The organism is Granulicella sp. L60, from assembly GCF_009765825.1.
In the GTDB taxonomy this organism is placed as follows: Bacteria; Acidobacteriota; Terriglobia; order Terriglobales; family Acidobacteriaceae; genus Edaphobacter.
In genome coordinates this window covers 708,469-726,625 of the sequence record NZ_LMUR01000018.1, presented here as the reverse complement: position 1 = coordinate 726,625, position 18,157 = coordinate 708,469, and the positions used below count along the sequence as shown (strand labels likewise).

The following is an 18,157-nucleotide window of genomic DNA, read 5'->3' as shown; positions in this document are numbered from 1 at the left end:
GAGCGCAGGACCATCGGACTTAGAGGTCATCCGGGTGAGGCCTGGATTCAGCCAGCGCACTCCAGATGAGATCGGCCAGATGTGTCCCCATGCTACGACGCAGAATCTGCAGCGTCTCCGCTTCGTCGAACACATAGACGAAGAAGTTCTTTCCCTCTCGCAACGATCGCGCGGCGCGATGATTGCCGTCGATGATCGGCTCTCCACAACCTCCGGGCAAAGTTACCTTTAAACCTGGGCCGACGTTGAGCGGAACATGAGTGACGTGTTGAGGGTCGATGCGAGTGTGTTCAAGCCATCGCTTTAAGGCACCCGGTTCTACCCTGACAGGGGTTCGCCCATTCACCATCTCGCGAGCGATATTGATGTTTAAGCGCATCCACTTGAGGTTGTAGTATTCGTCGCTCGGAATATCCTCCGCGCCGAGGACCGGGCACCGCGGGCAGTTATTGTGATAACGCGAGAACGGTCGGGACATGAAGTCTCCAGAAAAATGCCCGACCAAGTGGCCGGGCATGGGATTGAAGTGTGGGGGAGTTAGAAGAGGCTCTGCTGGACTGCTTCGGAGAGAGGGTGACGCTTGGTTTGTCGCTCCGCCACGAAATCAGTCGACGCCGGATGAATCGCGATCTCGGCATCTGTTGCCGGTGGGGCGGGCTTCCGGTACTTCCCTTCCAGGCGTTCGAGCAGGGCCATCTCGGCCGACCGCAGCTCTTCTTCGGATCTCATCCGGTACAGCTCGAGGTAGTTGCGCTTGCGTACCTCAACCTGAATCGCAGCCTCGACATCGCAAAACGTGTGCTCCGGCTGTCCATAACAGGGCCACGCAAGAGTATGGCGAATAAACTCGAAGCGATGCTTCTCGCAGGTGAACCATGTCGCAATGAATCCATTGCGATCAAAGTGAGCAATGTGCCCGAAGCAGTTCGATAGCCGGGTATAGAAGGACTTCGTGAAGAGGCTGTCTTTCCAATCAGAAGCGATGAAGTGCAGGAAGATATTTCCGAATTTTGCTTTCTCTTCCGCGGTCGAGAACCTGGTCGGAATGAAGCTCTGTGCTTCAAACGGTCCTTTAGACATGGGAGTTCTCCGTCCAAAGAAAACGGCCAGCCGAAGCTGACCGTGATCTTTGCCTTTGATGCGAGCTCTGCTTGATAGCAGCCTCGCCGGAACTATTCTCCCTCACGTCACTTTAATAGCTTTCGAACATGAGAGCGACAAGAATCTTTAGCAATACTTCAGATCGTGATGGAGTTCCTATGACGTTCCAGTGACCAGCACTCGGTCTCCCGGTTCGTAGTTGAGCTTGCAACGCACTCCACACTGAGTGCATGCGCCGATCTGAGAGACTTCGGCCGTTCCGTCGCAATCGTCATTTACTCTCCGGTTGCTTACTGCACGGTAAGTCTGACGGTATTCGTCTTCTGTAGCGACCCGCTTGTTGCGGTCACCGTCAACGTGTAAGTCTGGGGTTGTTCGAGAGAGAAGCCGCTACCGGAACCGCAACCCGTGATTGTAGCTAGTCCCACCATGAGCACGACCAACATCAATAGTCCTGTACCCAGCCTCCGCCGCATTTTGTTGTTGACGACGAGCGGCAGTAGCAGCAGAGACAGCATGGCTGGAACCCTGCCGCTGCCCAGCGGACTGGAGTGCATCCGGTTGTTGGCCGTCACAGCTGGTGTCTGAACGGCCATCGTCACTGTCTGTGCGCCTCCGCTGGCTAGAATAGTCGACGGGTTGAAGCTGGCTGTCGCTCCCGGCGGTAGGCCCACGACGCTGAACGTCACCGGACCTGCGTAGTTCACAGAGTTTGGTGAGATGGAGAATGTATACGCCGCCACGCTGCCAGGCGACACTGTCAGCGCATTCGCTCCAGTGCCGGCGAAGGTGAATTGCGGCGCTCCCACGGCTACGGTCACTCCTGTGGCAGAAGTCGAACTCGCGACGAAGTTGGTATCGCCGGAGTAACTGGCCGTAAGGATATGCGTTGTCCCCGGCGAAAGCGTTGGATTGGCAGAGGCGACTCCACCACTGAGTGTCACCGTCTGTAACGCCGCGCCGTTGTCAAAGAAGGTCACACCACCCGTCGGCGTGCCACTGGTCGTGGAAAGCACCGTCACTGTCAGTGTGACGGCCTGGTTTGCGTTGACGGACGGACTACTCGCTGTGATGACGGTTGTTGTGGGTGCCTGTGTAACTGTCAGCGCTCCATCCACCGTCGTCACTACGTAGTCACCCACGTTAGCACCAGAAACCGTGGGAACGATCCCGTAGCTACCGACTGGTGATGTGGGTGTTGCTGTCGTCGCGAAGCCCTCGCTGAACATGTCACCAGACTTCGCGCCCAGTATCGTTCCCGTGAAGACCGGGTTCGCTGCACCATAGAGCCTTGTCGCGTTGTTCGCTGTTACCTGCAATCCTGTTGCGGAAACAATGAAGCTCGCGGTTTTGGTACCGGTGGTGTAGTTGACGTCGGCGGCCTCGGACGCCTGCAACGTCACGGTACCGATACCCGTTAGCGTCAAAGTCGAGCCCCAGAGAATTGCTGGGCCACTCGTCACGGTATAGGTAAACACCCCGGTCGAGTTCGAGCTGGCACTCACACTGAACGCAGCGGCGCCATAGCTCTGGTTCGGTACGGTGAAGCCAATCGTGGGTGTCACCATGGTTACCGTGAAACTCGTGCTCACCGGTGTCGCTGCGGCAAACGTGGCGTTGCCTGCTTGTGTGGCCTGGATAGTGCATGTACCTGCCGAGACCAGATTCACCGTCGATCCGGAGACAGTGCAAACCATTGGAGTCATTGAAGCGAGGGTTACCGTCAGCCCAGAACTCGCGGTTCCGCTCACGTTAAACGCGGCAGTTCCAAAGGGCTGATTCGGGAGCGGTCCAAATGTAATCGTCTGCGCCTGCTCCATAATGTCGATCGCGGCACTCGCGGTCAGCGCGGCTGGTTGAATAGTGGCTCCAACCGCAGTGATAGGCAGACTCACCGAGAGCGTGTTGTTACCCGCCGATGTAATGATGAGGCTGTTGAAGCTCGCGCCCAATCCACTGACAGTGGGCGTAGGCCCCAGCCCATTGACCGTGTTCGAGGCTCCACTGAAGAGAAGCGTAATCAGTACGCCGCCGATACTCTGGCCGTTTTCGGTCAATGAGACCACTGGGGCGGGATTTACCACCTGGTTCTGCACCCCGCTATACCCACCGCCAGGGACGTTCAAGAACTCAATTGACTGATAGTTGGTCTGGACCGCGCCCGCATCCACGCAAACCGTCGGTGTCCCACCAATAGAGTAGCTGGTCGTGCGCGCAAAACCACGCTGATCCGTCGTCAAACCGGTAGCAAGCGCAGCAGACCCGGCACAGATCGTCGAACTCCCCGGCTGCGGCAACATCGTCTGCGTCGGACCGCCATAGTTGCCCAGCAGAGCCAACATCGGGTCGGCGTCGACAGCCTGTATGTTGCTCGTGCAGGAAGCACAGTCGTCTTCTGCGCCCCCGGTATCAAGATTGTTGAAGAACACGTTATCGCTGAGGTTGGCGGTGGAGTCAGCGCCGCTCGTTGCAACGCCCGCTCCAACCCGGGCGGAATTGCCTACGAAGATGTTATTGGTTGCGGTCACCGCCCCGCCAAAGACAAAAATGGCCCCCCCTCCTGCGAAGCCGGAGGAGTTGGCGCTGAAGGTGCTATTGCTGATCGTCGCCGTACCATCCGAGTTACAAATGGCGCCCCCATTGTTGGAGAAATTGGCGCTGAAGGTGCTGTCGTCGACCGTGAGCACGCCACTGTTGTTGATTGCGCCGCCAACACCGGTGTCGCCCGAGCTGGCCGAATTACCGCTAAAGCTGCTCGCGCTCACCACCAGGGTGCCGGAGTTGTTAATTGCCCCACCTTCGTCGCCTGGCGAGGAATTGTCGTTGAAGCTGCTGTTGGTCACCGTCAGCACGCCGTTGTTCGAGATGCCCCCGCCAGGTTCATTGCTATTGCCATTCGCGATCGTCAACCCCGAGATACTCGCGTTCGTCCCCGCACCATTGACGACAAAGACAGCAACCTGATTCGCTCCGGAGATCGTCAAGTTGCCCGCGCCCGGCCCCTGAATCGTCACATTCTGGTTGATCATCAGTGTGCTCGCCAGCGTAATCGTACCCGTAAGCCCCGGGCTGAAGACAATCGTGTCACTCGAATTGGCGGCGGCGAGGGTAGCACGTAGTGATCCCGTTCCGCTGTCGGCCAGTGTAGTCACCGTATCGGTGGAGGCGAACGCACTCGCGCCGAACAGAAGTATCATTCCCGCCGCGATGGCTGGCAGAAGGCCTTGGCGATAGCGGCGCAGTACCAGGCTGGCAAACAAGGCAAAGCTCAGAAGCGAGTTCTGAGCTGGAGTCGAACGTAATGTGGTCACGATGATGGAATCCTCAGCAGAAACGAACGGAGTGCAATGTAAGTCGATGTGCATCAGTAACTTCTGGCCAATAGGGCGCTACGTACAATTGTTCACAGAATCGAACATTTGACCATCCCCCGGAGGATGAATTTACCGAATGCAAATGTCGCCTTCACCTGCGACAGCAGCTCCGTGCCTTAGCCTTCGGATTACTGGCTATTCTTCGGCCGCGCTACGGATGCTCCCGTTCTCAAGCCGCTGGGAGAGCTCGTGATGCAAATCAGAAAGCTGGTCGACCGTATCGGAGCCGCAGACCGGTTCCTGGTCCGATTTGCCGAGCCACGGAAATCGCTGCTCAAGAAGGGCTAACACTTCATCGAGAAAGGCTTGAGGCTTGCTCTCTTCCAGCGTCATAACGACTCCTTCAATTGGGTTTGGTGGGGGAGAGCGGATGCAGACTCTGCATCCGCTCTCGAAGTGAGGAGCAGCGGGATCATCCCGGGGGAATGCGGCGATGGAACACGAGCCTCAACCAAAGAGGCTGAGCTGCTCTCTGGGTTCGACGGCCGCTCTCTCCGAGGATGGCTTCTTTCGCTTCTTGACCGCAGCAGTTGGCGCCACAAGGTGGATTCCGAAGGTGACCGGAATCTGCGAAGGAATAGCCAGAGGAGGTTGCTCCATCTCCGGGACCGAAGTCTCAGTGTCTGGGACCTCCGAACTGTCCTCCACGGCTGTGTGAGGCTGCGTCCGCTCACGTTCGCGGTCGAGGTCTCGCCAGACCGCATCGGCCGATTGACCAACATTCACCTTCTCGACAAGCTCGCGAGCCAGAGCGCTCATGAGATCGTCGTCAATGTCGAACGATTGCAGACCCTCTCCCGAGAACTTGCCTTCCATCATCAACGCGACGAGCATCTTCTTGCCCATCAGCCTAAGGCAGCTCTCCTGCATGGTGCCCTTGTAGACGATGAACTTGACACGGACTGGGAAGCGTTGACCGATACGCCATGATCGGCGACTTGCCTGACGCAGCGTATGGAGCGAGTAGCCCGTTTCGTAGAAGTAGAGAGTGGGAAAGGCCAGTAGGTCCAGCCCTGTTTCCACCAGTTTGGGATGGCAGATGACAACCTCGACTCCCGCCTTGATCTGCCGCTCGTACCAATCCTCACGTTTATCAGTGGGAACGGAGGAGCGGAGGACGGCGACGCGGAAGCCGGCCTGTCGAAGGACGGTCTCGAGCCTGAGATTGACATCCTTTTCCCCGGTAAAGGTCGCGTATACCTGGCAGCGCCTGCCTTGCCGGAGTTCTTCGCGGATGTCGTCGATCAGGGCACGCTCTTTTGCGTAGAGGAAGTCACGCGGCAGGTTCTCCGGCTCCGCGACCACGAACCGCTCGATCTCGTTCGTCTCCGCATTCAGAGCTTTGGCCCAGATCTCCTCGTAGTCGTACGGATGGTCCGGATAGAGGAGAAGCGTGTTGAGCAGGATGCTCATCAGACTTTTATTGCCGCGATGCGCCTTAATCGCATCGTGAATATCCTCTTCAAGCACCTCATATGCGGAGCGAAGCTGGTCGTCCATGTCGACCGAGATCACGCTCTCGTCGTATCGCGGCAGATTGGCCGAGATATCTTCGAGTGCAAGGAAGGCCGTGGTGGTCATCAGGAACTTGCCGAAGAGCAATCGCGAAGCCCCAGGCTTCTTCACAACGCGAACAGTCTTCGTCGTAGCCTTCGAGCAGGCGTTATCCGTGTCACGTACTGTTTCGATTGTTTCGAGGACGCCGTATTGTTCCTGGAAATCGCGGCGCCCCTGACCGCCATAGGCGAACCCCTCGCGCACCATCGTGCGCGACTCCATGCGGTAGAAGATGTTGAAGAGATCGTCCGCATAACCGCCCATCAGAGTTCCGGTCAGAGCGATCAGTTTTCTGGCGGCGCGGGCGAGAACGCCGAGAGCATTGCCTTGCGCCGTATCGCCGGCAAGTTGATGCAGTTCGTCCGCGACGGCCACGTCAAACCAATCAGACATGTATCGGCCGATATACTCGATCGGCGCCATCCGCTGGATGCGGTTACGGTCCGCTTGCCAGAGCGGAGAGAAGCGTGTGCTCCCTCCTTTGGAGGACAGCACCAGTTCTGCGACTTTGATCTTTTCGCGGAAATCGAGCTCGGTAAGCTTCTCCTTCTCGGAGTCGACCACGGCCTCGCCGGTATCGGGATTGATTAGACCGCCAAGGTTCGGCCCCGATTTCGCGTGGAGTTTGGAGACATCGCTGTTTCACAATGCATGGACGAAACTGACCAACTAATTGAAGAGGTAAAGCATGCGCAACGCTCCTAGCAAAAACAGAATTTTCCATAAACTGTCTCGCGAGATGAGTTTTGATCCGCGGTTTCCATCTCCCTCACCCCGATTCATTGCAGAGAGAGAGGCACACTCCCAGATGAGCGAGGAAACTGGCCAGGATGGAACCTCAAGCAATCTTGAAGACGTGGCATTCCTGCGTCTGGCCGGAGTCAAGGAGATGACAGGACTTTCGAAATCCTGCCTGTACCTGTTAATCCGCGAAAACAGCTTCCCAGCCCCCGTACGAATCGGGAACCGCGCAGTAGCGTGGGTGAGATCCGAGGTTAGAGATTGGGCGCTGGAGCGAATTGCCGCGCCCAGGTAAACAAGCGTTACCTAAGACACGGTCAAATCGCCCCGGCGCTTTCACTGGCAGAACTTCATGCGGCCAGCGACCGTCGCCCCAGCGCAAGCTGGCCATCAAGATGGTCAGCCCACCACTGCATCAACATCGTGCGTTGTTTGAGATATTTCGCATGATTGTAGGCGGCAGCGACTTTATTCCGCTTCAGATGGGCAAGTTGCATCTCTACATGCGCCTCGTCGAAGTCATTCTCGTTCAGAATCGTTGATGCCAGTCCACGAAAACCGTGGCCCGTCATGCGATCTTTGTACCCGAGACGGTACAGCGCTCCCAGGATTGTGTTGTTGCTCATTGGCTTGGTCTTATCCATCGCTCCAGGAAAGAGCAGACGCCCGTTTCCGGTTAGCAACTTGAGCGCTCGTAGTACTTCGACTGCCTGCCGAGACAATGGCACGATATGCATCGTACCCATCTTCATGCGTTCGGCTGGAATCACCCACAGGGCGTTGTCCAGGTCGAACTCTGGCCAGGGCGCCTCGATGAGCTCGCTGGTACGCACAAAGGTGTATGCGACAAGCTTCAGGGCAAAGCGGGTGATCGCGTCCCCCCAATAATCGTCCATTTTCGCCAATAGCTCCGGCAAATCTTTCACATCCACGCGTGCAAAGTTTTCGCTCTTAACCTGCAGAAGGATGTCTCTGGGTTTGAAATCGGCAGCCGGATTGCGGGTCGCCTTTCCGTGGGCTATGGCGTACCGGAAGATTTGCCCGGTCGTCTCATGGATGCGTCTGGCAACGTCTCTCGACCCTCGCCCTTCGACTCCCAGCATCACATCCCGGATGTCCGAGGGGGTCACTGTTTCCATGTCTTTGTGGCCGTAGGCCGGGAATACATCGGCCTCCAGACGAAGGATGACAGTTTCTGCATGACGCGGAGACTTGCCAACCTTCCACCACGCCCACCAGGCCCGGGCGACTGATTCAAAGCTGTTCTCGACCTTACGCTGCTCCTCCCGCTCTTTGTTTAGCTTCGCATCGGCAGCCGCTTTGCGTTCGGCGAGCGGATCGATCCCGCTGGACCATAGCTTGCGTGCTTCAGTAAGGCGTTCCCGGGCTTCCTTGAGGCCAACCTCGGGATACTCTCCCAACGACATCATTTTTTCGATGCCCTCGAAGCGATAGCGCCAACGCCAGTACTTCGCCCCTGAAGGCATCACGAGAAGGCAAAGTCCTTTGCCGTCTGCCAGTTTGTACTGCTTGCTTGTCGGTTTTGCAGTTTCGATTTCCCTGACCGTCAGTTCCATAGCGATCTCCCTCAAAAGGGTGGGTAATTTCGTTACCCACATTTTCGGGAAGCTATACCCACATTGTTACCCACACAAACGTTTCGCTCGGGTGGGACTGCAATGGACCTCTTTGGACGCAAAATCAGCTAACTTACTGAAAATAAGCAGTTAGCTGAGTGCGAGGAGGTGCTGGGAAGTGCCGGAAAATACATGATTGGTTGCCCCCCAGGGATTCGAACCCCGATTGATCGGTTCAGAGCCGACTGTTCTACCATTGAACTAGGGGGCAAACTGCTGTGCGCGGTGCGCTTTGCGTCGCGAACTGGTGCTCGCTGGCTGCCTTTTAGAGTGTACGAGGTGGTGAGGATTCGGTCAAACGCAGAGGTAGTACTGCCGTCTTCCGGGACAATAAGGACGAGATAGAATCTCGGGTCATGGAAGCGCCATCAGCGCCATATTTCCGGAGTACTCCTGTCGCCGGCTAGATTAGCTGACGGACGATCTGCGGAGTTGCATGGGCATGCTGTCAGATGAGCAGGTGTGGGAACGGCATGGGGAGCACGAAACGCTGTCTGCAACTTAATACTGCATCCGTGCGGGAAACGCGCAGCAGTGGGTGATCCACGGGGTGGCGGCGAGGCGGATGCGCGCGCACGGGACTTGGAGTTTTCTACACGTAGCGGAGTGAACGGCGCAGAGTTAATGGCGCTGTTTGTGAAGACGAAGGCGGCGGCAAAGGAGGTCATCCGAGCCGTGAGTCAGGAGAGGCTGGCGGAGACTACGGGTCCGCATGACGGCACGGTGGCGGTGATGGAGGCAATTCTTGCGATCAAGTTGTGGGATCAAGGCAGATCGCCCAATGATCCTTCTGATCTTCCTTCCCTTACGGTGAATTTTGGTCGCGATGTGGTGTCTCCATTGCGAATTGTTCGTAGCTTGATGTAACTAAATTCATAGAGTTACATCCCACCTGCAACCGCTTAGTGAAGGTTTCGCAGGTTGCGTAAATTTGTTGTGTCCGGAGAAAACAGATGGATCGTCGAAGCTTTATTGCAACAGGTGGAAGTTTGCTTGCCATAGCCAGCAGCGCCCCCTCTTGTCTTTCACAGGGTTTGTTCGAAGAACGCCGAGGTTCTAAGAGAGGAAAAGCTATGTCAAAGAGTTTAGGAGTTCCGCTAACCACCATTCATCGCATTGAAGCCGATGGGATAAATGTGTTCTATCGTGAGGCTGGTCCGGCGAATGCGCCCGTATTGCTTCTGTTGCATGGCTTCCCCGCCTCTTCGTTTCAGTATCGCGCGTTGATTCCCCGGCTGGCGGATAAATACCGTGTGATCGCACCGGATCTTCCAGGGTTTGGATTTACTGAGGTGCCGGATGCGCGCCAATACAAGTACACCTTCGATGGATTGTCGAAGACGATGCTTGCGTTTACCGACGCGCTTGGTTTGAAGCGGTATGCGTTGTATTTGTTCGATTATGGAGCGCCTACTGGGCTTCGTATGGCGATGGCGCATCCGGAGCGGGTGACGGCGATGATCTCGCAGAATGGGAACGCTTATGACGAAGGGCTTGGCGATGCGTGGGCACCGATTCGGAAGTACTGGAACGACCCTTCGGCGGCCAATCGCGAGGCGGTGCACAACGCTGCCGTAAGCTTCGAAGGGATCAAGTTTCAGTATGAGCATGGGGTGGCGAATCCCGAGGCGGTGGGACCGGAGGCTTACTGGCTGGATTATGCCTTGGTGAGCCGACCAGGGAATACGGATATTCAGCTCGATCTGTTCTTCGATTATCAAAATAACGTAAAGCTGTATCCGAAGTTTCAGCAGTATCTCAGGACATCGAAGCCACCGCTGCTGGCGATCTGGGGGAAGAACGATCCGTTCTTTATTCCTCCAGGGGCTGAGGCTTTCAAGAGAGATATTCCAAATGCTACCGTACAGTTTTTAGATACTGGACACTTTGCGCTGGAGACGCATGTAGAAGAGATTGCGTTAGCGGTGAGGAAGTTGCTTGGCAAGAGTGTCGGATAAGGGTTTCGCTGGTATTGCAGCCAACTACTGAGGAGAATCTACCGGAGAAAACGCGGTTTAAAACGGGTTGCCTCCCATTATCTACAATGCCTTCGGAGAGTTGGGCAACGAGATCAAATGGTGCCTCCGGTGCATCAATAAACGTATAGCCTGAGCTAATCAAGGGTTATACGACCAACTGCAATCGTTCGCCAGGTTGCATAGACCTCCATCCACCCCAATCGTCACGGTTATAAGGCTTACGAGTTGGCCACGATTGTGTGTGGAACCCATCTTGTCCCTTCTGCGCATTTTGCTGAGATTCGAAGAGGGGTAGACGAAAAAATATTCCGCGGCATAGTAAGGTCCGCAAGATTGCGGGGATACACGTTGCCCTGCGCTATTCGACGGGAAGTTTGGCGTTGTAGCCGTCGCGAGCTATGACGGAGTATTTTTGCGGCTTGCCTTTTTCGTCCTGCATACGGAGGGGGTGACCTTCGTTATCGACGAGTAGAACCTTAACCTTACGATAGCTACCGTCATTTTTGTTGTTCGTGGGGCGGTAGGTGAGGATGTATTCGTTGCGGATCGAATCGTTGATGGTGGCAAAGATGTCAGGGAGTTCTCCTTCGAAGATGGGAGCGAAGTAGAGGCCGCCGGTCATAGAGGCGAAGGTCTTGAGCTGATTCTGAGCCTGGAGATAATCGAGCTCTCGGGGACCCCCTCCGCCGCGTAGCTCATTGCGGAAGGCTCCGGTACCGATGGTAAAGATGGTGACGTTGGGTGTGGCTTTGACCTTGGCAAGGATCTTGTCGAGAGTGAGCTTCGAGAAGGTGTCGCGGCCGGAGCCGATGAGGATGATGTACTTGCGGCCTTCGATGCGGCTAGTGCGGTCGAGGGTCTCGTAGAGGGCGTCGAAGACGTTGGTGTCGGAGAAGCCCGGGATCATAAGGGACTGAAGGGACTGGGCGATGAGGTCTTTGTTATTGGTGAAGTCGGTGAGGATGTGAGTGCGGAGATCATAGGTGACGACGGCGACATAATCGTCTTTGCGCAAGGAGCGGAAGAAGCTATAGGAGGCGTTCTGCATGTCGCGGATGAGGAAGTAGCTGTTGGCAGCGAACTCAAGCAGCATGACGGCGGTGATGGGGGTCTGGGTGGTCCTGACGCTGGTGATGGTCTGGGGAACACCGTCTTCGAGGATGAGGAAGTTTTCGGGCTTGAGGCCAGGAACGAACTGGTGGGTCTTGTCAAGGATGACGCTGGCGTCGATGTTGACGATGGGGACGTCGATGCGGAGGGAGTAGGTCGCGTTGTCGGGGTTCTTGACCTTGGGGGCTTCGGGCGCGGGTGGAGGCGGTGGCTCGTCGGCTTCCTTTTTCTTCTTAAGAACGATGGAGCCGTTGTCGGTCTGGGGGCCGGCATCGTCAGGCGCGGGCGGCGTGGGCTTGGTCTGTTGCTGGGCGGGGGGAGCGTCCTGCGCAAGTGCCGAAGGAAGCGCGGGGAGGATGGCGCATAGGAAGAGGAGGAGCAGGGACCGATGGTGAGAAAGGTTTGGCATCATCTGAAACTTTACTCCGAAAATTTAGACGGCTTGACTGTGCAGTGGTGAGGGGTGTGCTTCGGGTTACGTTTGCGATGCTCTAGTAGTCTGGTAGACGTGATCACTGCGGTAAAGATTCGGCGGTGGATGGTCGTCCTGGGGTTGGGTGGGACGCTTGCGGGTGGGGTTCGTGAGGCTTGGGCGCAGGTGCCGGGGGTAAGTGCCGTGGTTGCGGGCGGGGCTGGCTCTTGGGTTCCGGCTGCTATGCCAGCGGCGGCTCCGACGGTGACGAAGTTTTTCCCGCTTAATGAGGTAAAGCGGGGGATGCGGGGGGTGGCGTACACGGTATTCGAGGGGGTGAACCCGGAGCCGATGGAGGTGGAGATTCTGGGGGTGCTGCGGGATGCGCTGGGGCCAGGACAGGACATGATTCTGGCGCGGCTGCGGGGGACGAAGCCGGAGTATACCGGGGTGGTGGCGGGGATGAGCGGTAGCCCAGTGTATATCGACGGGCGGCTGGTGGGAGCGTTGAGTTACAGGATCGGGCAATTTACGAAGGAGCCGATTGCGGGGATCACGCCGATTGAGTCGATGCTGCAGGTTCGGGATGGTGGCGGCACGGTAGGAATGGAACGCGCGGGTGTGGAGGGACAGCCGGAGATGCGTGCGATGGAGACACCGCTGGTGTTCGGCGGGTACAGCCCGGAGACGGTGGAACGGTTTGGGGACAGGTTTCGCGCGATGGGTTTGACGCCGGTGGCTGGGCTGGGCGGGGAGGACTCTGGTGCGGTGCAGCCTGAGCCTCTGGTGCCGGGAAGCGCAGTGAGTGCGGTTCTGGTGCGAGGGGACCTGTCGATGGCGGGAACGTGCACGGTGACGTATATCGATCCGAAACGGTTGCTGGCGTGCGGGCATCCGATTACGCAGTATGGGCCGGTGGATATGCCGATGACGAAGGCTGTGGTGTTAGCTTCGCTGGCGTCGCCTCTGAATGCGTTCAAGATTATCAATACGACAGAGACGGTGGGGGCGTTTACGGAGGACCGGGCTTCGGCGATCATGGGCCAGTTCGGCGTGCGGGCGCGGATGATTCCGGTGGAGGTGGAGGTGGTGCCCCCGGCTGGCGTGGAGAAGACTGGTTCGGCGAAGACATTTCACTTTGAGGTGCTGGATAACCGGCAACTGACTCCTTCAACGATGCTTGTGTCGATATATCAGAGCCTGCAGGTGAACAATACCGCGGCGGAAGAGGTTAGCTACCGGGTGACGGGCGAGATTGGCGTGAAGGGCCTGCCTGCGGTACGGCTGCAAGGAATGATTGCGAAGAGCGATCTGTACCCGGCGACGATCAACGCGGCGCTGCTGGTGAACGACCGCTTCAGCAAGGTGTACGAGAATGCAATGGAGCAGCCGGAGATTACGGGACTTAAGTTGAAGGCGGAGGCAATTCCAGCGAGGATGACGGCGGTGCTGGAGTCGGCACGTCTGAGCACGATGGAGGCCCGGGCAGGAGACGAGATCGAGGTGGAGGCCACGCTGCATCCCTATCAGGCGGAGGCACGGGTGGTGAGGATGAAGGTAAAGCTGCCGTCAGATTTAAGTTCTGGGTCGATGCGTGTGCTGGTGAGCGATGGCGCAACGGTAGACAGGCTGACGACACGGACAGGGGCGGAGCATCCGCTTGGGCTGGCCGATACGGTCTCGGAGCTGAATCGGATGCATGACAACAACCGCATATATGTGACGCTGCTGGACCATGCGGCGCAGGCTGTGCTGGATGGTGAGACGTTACCGGGTGTGCCGATCTCAATGGCAAATGTACTGCAGCCGCTGAAGGAGACGCAGAAGATGCAGTTGACGGGCGAAAGCATGGTGGAGGCGGGTTCGGCTGAGACCGGATATGCAGTGACAGGGTCACAGGTGTTGAACGTGTTGATCCGGTAGCCTGGAAGTCGGGTAAGTCTTGCATGAGCTAGTGTTGCTGGGTTGTGCCGACAGAACAGCCAGAGTAGCGGCGATTTTTTTGCTCGTTGCGGTGTTGTAGCATCAAAGAGCAGCAGCACAGATATACGTCAAACAATGAAACAGGTATGTTGGAGCAGCGGAACAGATACGTTTCGGCGTAGAAGGAAAGATTTCGAATGAGTGAAATACATGGTCTTGCCGTGCATGCGGCCGGTGCACAACTACTGCCATACAAGTTTGATCCGGGGGAGTTGCAGCCTCACGATGTCGAGATCAAGATCTCGCACTGCGGTGTCTGCCACAGCGATGTCCACCTAATCGATAACGATTGGGGGATCAGTAAGTACCCGTTTATTCCGGGTCATGAGATTGTGGGTACGGTAGTTGGGGTGGGCTCGGATGTGACGGACCGCACGATAGGTGAGCGCGTGGGGGTGGGCTGGCAGGCTGATAGCTGCGGGATCTGCGATTGGTGCAGGCGGGGTGAGGAACATCTGTGCGCGAAGTCGCAGCCTACGTGCGTGGGACGGAATGGCGGATTCGCCGATAAGATTCGCGTGAACTCTCGGTTTGCGATTCCGGTGCCGTCGGTGCTGGAGAGTGAGCAGGTAGCTCCACTGATGTGCGCGGGAATTACGGTATATGCGCCGATGCGGAATCATGGGGTGCGGCCCTCCTCGCGGGTGGGCGTGATTGGAATTGGCGGACTTGGACATATTGGAATTCAGTTTGCGAAGGCGTTTGGCGCGGAGGTGACGGCCTTCTCTACCTCGAAGGATAAAGAGGCAGAGGCAAAAGAGCTAGGCGCGCACCACTTCGTGAATACGCGGGATACCGGCGCACTGAAGAAGGTGGCCGGGGCATTCGACTTTTTGCTGTCCACGGTGAGTGCGGACCAGGATTGGCAGGCGTATGTTAATGCACTGCGGCCAAAGGGTATGTTGTGCCTGGTGGGCGCTGCGCCCTCGCCGATGCAGATTCAGGGAGCATCGCTGGTGCTGACGCAGAAGGCAATCTCGGGTAGTCCAACGGGAAGCCCTGGGGATTTGAGCGAGATGCTGGATGTGGCGGCGCGACATGGGGTGAAGGCAATTACCGAGAGATTTGCGATGTCCAAGGCGAATGACGCCGTAACGAAGGTAAAGAAGAATCAGGTTCGATATCGGGCAGTTTTAACGAACTAGTCTTGGCAGGTATGTGAAGTGGGCGAGGGCTTAGGCTCTCGCCCTTTTTGTTGTTGTGCATATGTTCTGTCTTGACGGACGAGGTAGCCGTGCGCGGGTGACGCTCTGCGGTTTTTAACTTGTTTACAAAGATCAGTAGCTGTTGCTCTCTGGCAAGTCGGGATTGAGGTTCTTACTATTGGCGAAAACTGCTTTAGACTCAGGATCAGAATGATACGACGAGTGTTGGTTGCGGTGTTGGTAGTAGGAAGTGGGCTGCTGCCAGGGTTGGCGAGCGCGCAGGGGACGAAGCTTTGGAGCGTGGGGCGCTACGACGAGATGGAACGAGGCACGGCCGAGAGCGTTGCGATTCGCAGCGATGGGCGGCTGGAGGCCGGACCGGCAACGTCGCTGCTCTATGCGACCGGGAAGAGCTATGTGTGGTCGCTGACGAGCGATAGCGCTGGCGATGCCTATGCAGGCTTGGGTGGGACGGCCGCAGGTTCGGCAGTGGTGATGAAGGTGACGCCGGATGGAAGGGCTGCGCAGGTCTTCGAGGGCAAGGAGCTGGCGGTACAGGCGATGCGGGTGGCGGTGGATGGGAACGTGCTGGCAGCGACGTCGCCGGACGGGAAGGTGTATCGGATTCCAAAGGATGGCGGGTCTGCTACGGTGGTGTTCGATCCGGCGTTGACGGAGGAGAAGCCGAAGTATCTGTGGGACCTGGCAGTGGGCAAGGCAGGGGAGGTGTACGTAGCAGCGGGTGCGCCGGCGGTGGTGTATCGCGTGCCTGCGGAGGGAGGCAAGGCGGAGGTTCTCTTCAATACGGCGGACCAGCATATCCGCTGTCTGCTGATGGGGCCGGATGGAACACTGTGGGCAGGGTCGGATGGGTCGGGCGTGATCTACCGGTTCGCGACGGGAACGGCAGGTGCGAAGCCGTTTGCGGCGTATGCGGCGGCCCGGAGGGAGATTACAGCGCTGGCAATGGACGCTGTAGGGAATGTGTATGCCGCAGGAGTGGGAACGAAGGGGCATTCGACGCTGCCACCGCTGCCGGTGACGGGAAATGTGGGTGTGTCGATCACGTTTGTGCAGCCGGGGTCTTCGGCGGCGGCGGGAACGAATGGGCTAGTGCCGGATGGGTCGGAGATATACCGGATTAGTGCGGATGGAAGCCCGGAGAAGCTGCTGACGCTGAAGGACGATGTGGTGTACGCGCTGGCGGTGCGGAGTGGGAGTCTGCTGGCGGCTACGGGGAATCGTGGACGCGTCTATCGAGTGGACACGGACGGGAGCGGACGGTTCAGCGACGTGGCGCACCTGGATGCCTCACAAGGGATGGCGTTTGCGGCGTTGAAGGATGGGCTGCTGGTGGCGACGAGCAATAGTGGGAAGGTGTTTCGACTGGGGGATGCGTTTGCTTCGGCAGCGACGTATACGAGCGAGGTCTTCGATGCACTGAGCTATGCGCAGTGGGGACGCGCCGAGGTGAGAGCAGGGGCTGCGACTGGGTTCGACCTATATGTGCGGAGTGGGAATGTGGAGAATCCGCTGATAGGTTGGAGCGATTGGGTGCAGGTTGGAACGGATGGCGCGGTTACAGTGTCGGCGGGACGGCTTGCGCAGTGGAAGGCGGTGCTGCGGGCAGGTGGTTCAGTGGACGAGGTGGGGTTTAACTACCTGCAAAAGAATCTGGCTCCGGTGGTAGATGAGATTGTGGTGCAGCCGGGAGCGCGGGTGATGGCTGCTCCGATGGCTGCGAATAGCGCAACGGTCCAGGTGGTCTTCCCTGCTCCCTCTGCGCCAGCGGTGAGCTTTGCTACAGATCCCGGAGCGGGACCTTTGACGGCTCAGAAGGATAAGACAGCGGTGACGGTTCGTTGGCAGGCGCATGACGATAACGGCGACGATCTGATGTTTGCGCTGTGGTATCGAGGAGTGGGCGAGCGGAACTGGAGACTATTGAAGGACAAGATCTTGGAGAAGGTCTATAGCTTCGATTCGGCACTGCTGCCGGACGGGAGTTATGAGCTGAAGCTAGTGGCGAGCGATGCTCCAGTGCATACGGATGCAGAGGCGCTGACGGGGAATCGGGTAAGTGAGGTGTTTGTGGTGGATACGACACCGCCGATGCCTGGGATGCTGAAGGCTGAAATGGCGACAGGACCGGGTAGCGGATTGGCGGCAAAGATTCGTGCAACGCTAGAGGCGCGGGATGCTACTTCGCCGATTGCGCACGCGGAATATTCGGTGGATGCGGGACCGTGGCAGTATCTCGAGCCTGTGGGGAAGGTCTCGGATTCGCTGACGGAGCGGTATGACTTTACGGTTGCTGTACCGACGGCTACTGCTGATGCTTCCGTCGCCGATGCGAAAGAGCATGTGCTGGCGGTGAGGGTATACGACCGATATGAGAATGTGGTGGCGGTGAAGGCGGTGGTACGGTGACGGGAGGCTGGACCGCGGTGAAGGTTCGGTTTCCAAAGTACAACCAGGATCTGTTGTTGCTGGTGGTCGATCTGATCGGGACGTTTGTGTTTGCGGCGGAAGGGGCTTTGGCTGGTATCAACGCTGAGCTTGATGTATTCGGGCTGCTGGTGCTGTCGTTTGTAACGGCGTTGGGCGGGGGGACGATTCGCGATCTACTGATTGGAGCGATTCCGCCGAACAGTATTCGCGACTGGAGGTATGGAGCGACTGCGTTTGCGGGCGGCGGCGCGGTATTTTTCTTTCACCCTTTGTTTCAGCGGGTGCCTGCGCATCTGATGATCTCGCTGGATGCCGCAGGGCTGGCTTTGTTTGCTGTGGCAGGGGTGGGAAAGGCGTTGGAGTTTGGAATTACTCCGCTGCTGGCGATCATGATGGGTGCGGTAACGGGAGCTGGAGGCGGCACGGTACGTGATGTGTTGCTGGCGCAGGTTCCGGGAGTGCTGCATTCGGACGTCTATGCGGCGGCAGCTTTGGCGGGTGCCACTGTGGTCGTTGTCGGTTTGAAGATGAAGATGCCGCGCGGTATGGCGATGAGTCTTGGAGCAGGGGCCTGTTTTGCGTTGCGGATGGTGGCGGCCTGGCAGCATTGGAATCTTCCGAAGGTGATTGTGCATTGAAGTGACCGCGGCCCGTTTTTCAGGGGACG

At 57.6% G+C, this 18,157-nt stretch carries 14 protein-coding genes and 1 tRNA gene; 7 read left to right on the top strand and 8 right to left on the bottom strand.

Going from position 1 to position 18,157, the window contains the following annotated elements; genetic code table 11:
* Positions 1-19 precede the first annotated feature (19 nt).
* From GSQ82_RS13405 to GSQ82_RS13385, 5 genes are all read right to left on the bottom strand, one after another.
* On the bottom strand, positions 20-478 hold the full coding sequence (locus GSQ82_RS13405) for a hypothetical protein (protein WP_158792754.1): 459 nt from the start codon (positions 476-478) through the stop codon (positions 20-22).
* A 59-nt stretch (positions 479-537) separates the two neighbouring features.
* Positions 538-1,080, bottom strand: coding sequence for a hypothetical protein (locus GSQ82_RS13400; RefSeq protein ID WP_158792753.1), 543 nt, complete (start codon positions 1,078-1,080; stop codon positions 538-540).
* A gap of 311 nt (positions 1,081-1,391) precedes the next feature.
* A complete protein-coding gene (locus tag GSQ82_RS13395; RefSeq protein WP_158792752.1) occupies positions 1,392-4,412 on the bottom strand; it encodes an S-layer family protein in 3,021 nt (1,006 codons plus the stop codon).
* A 198-nt stretch (positions 4,413-4,610) separates the two neighbouring features.
* Positions 4,611-4,808, bottom strand: a complete 198-nt coding sequence (locus GSQ82_RS13390) for a hypothetical protein (protein WP_158792751.1) — start codon at positions 4,806-4,808, stop codon at positions 4,611-4,613.
* 114 nt (positions 4,809-4,922) lie between these two features.
* Positions 4,923-6,596, bottom strand: a complete 1,674-nt coding sequence (locus GSQ82_RS13385; protein ID WP_158792750.1) for a DEAD/DEAH box helicase — start codon at positions 6,594-6,596, stop codon at positions 4,923-4,925.
* Between the two features lie 124 nt (positions 6,597-6,720).
* On the opposite strand from GSQ82_RS13385, the gene GSQ82_RS25360 reads away from it, so the two are divergent.
* Positions 6,721-7,068: a helix-turn-helix transcriptional regulator gene (locus GSQ82_RS25360; protein ID WP_371417205.1), complete on the top strand. Its 348-nt coding sequence runs from the start codon at positions 6,721-6,723 to the stop codon at positions 7,066-7,068.
* 55 nt (positions 7,069-7,123) lie between these two features.
* Here the strand turns inward: GSQ82_RS25360 and GSQ82_RS13375 are convergent, their stop codons facing one another.
* Together GSQ82_RS13375 and GSQ82_RS13370 are read right to left on the bottom strand one after the other, a co-directional pair.
* Positions 7,124-8,350, bottom strand: a complete 1,227-nt coding sequence (locus GSQ82_RS13375; protein ID WP_158792749.1) for an integrase arm-type DNA-binding domain-containing protein — start codon at positions 8,348-8,350, stop codon at positions 7,124-7,126.
* A gap of 197 nt (positions 8,351-8,547) precedes the next feature.
* A tRNA-Gln gene (locus GSQ82_RS13370) sits at positions 8,548-8,621 on the bottom strand.
* A gap of 323 nt (positions 8,622-8,944) precedes the next feature.
* Between GSQ82_RS13370 and GSQ82_RS13365 the strand changes: the two genes are divergently transcribed.
* Both GSQ82_RS13365 and GSQ82_RS13360 read left to right on the top strand, forming a co-directional pair.
* The gene (locus GSQ82_RS13365) at positions 8,945-9,277 is read left to right on the top strand and encodes a hypothetical protein (RefSeq protein WP_158792748.1); all 333 of its coding nucleotides are present in this window, start codon (positions 8,945-8,947) and stop codon (positions 9,275-9,277) included.
* 206 nt (positions 9,278-9,483) lie between these two features.
* Complete coding sequence (locus tag GSQ82_RS13360) at positions 9,484-10,368, top strand: alpha/beta fold hydrolase (RefSeq protein WP_254061636.1); 885 nt, start codon at positions 9,484-9,486, stop codon at positions 10,366-10,368.
* 379 nt (positions 10,369-10,747) lie between these two features.
* Here the strand turns inward: GSQ82_RS13360 and GSQ82_RS13355 are convergent, their stop codons facing one another.
* Positions 10,748-11,911: a VWA domain-containing protein gene (locus tag GSQ82_RS13355; protein WP_158792746.1), complete on the bottom strand. Its 1,164-nt coding sequence runs from the start codon at positions 11,909-11,911 to the stop codon at positions 10,748-10,750.
* A 96-nt stretch (positions 11,912-12,007) separates the two neighbouring features.
* Between GSQ82_RS13355 and GSQ82_RS13350 the strand changes: the two genes are divergently transcribed.
* The 4 genes from GSQ82_RS13350 to GSQ82_RS13335 all read left to right on the top strand — a co-directional run bounded on the left by GSQ82_RS13350 (position 12,008) and on the right by GSQ82_RS13335 (position 18,128).
* Positions 12,008-13,834, top strand: coding sequence for a SpoIVB peptidase S55 domain-containing protein (locus GSQ82_RS13350; RefSeq protein ID WP_254061635.1), 1,827 nt, complete (start codon positions 12,008-12,010; stop codon positions 13,832-13,834).
* A 197-nt stretch (positions 13,835-14,031) separates the two neighbouring features.
* Entirely contained in the window at positions 14,032-15,039 is a 1,008-nt protein-coding gene (locus GSQ82_RS13345) for an NAD(P)-dependent alcohol dehydrogenase (RefSeq protein ID WP_158792745.1), read from the top strand.
* Positions 15,040-15,249: 210 nt separating this feature from the next.
* Complete coding sequence (locus tag GSQ82_RS13340; RefSeq protein WP_254061634.1) at positions 15,250-17,469, top strand: SMP-30/gluconolactonase/LRE family protein; 2,220 nt, start codon at positions 15,250-15,252, stop codon at positions 17,467-17,469.
* Complete coding sequence (locus GSQ82_RS13335; RefSeq protein ID WP_254061633.1) at positions 17,466-18,128, top strand: trimeric intracellular cation channel family protein; 663 nt, start codon at positions 17,466-17,468, stop codon at positions 18,126-18,128. The genes GSQ82_RS13340 and GSQ82_RS13335 overlap by 4 nt, the downstream gene beginning before the upstream one ends.
* Positions 18,129-18,157: the final 29 nt, after the last annotated feature.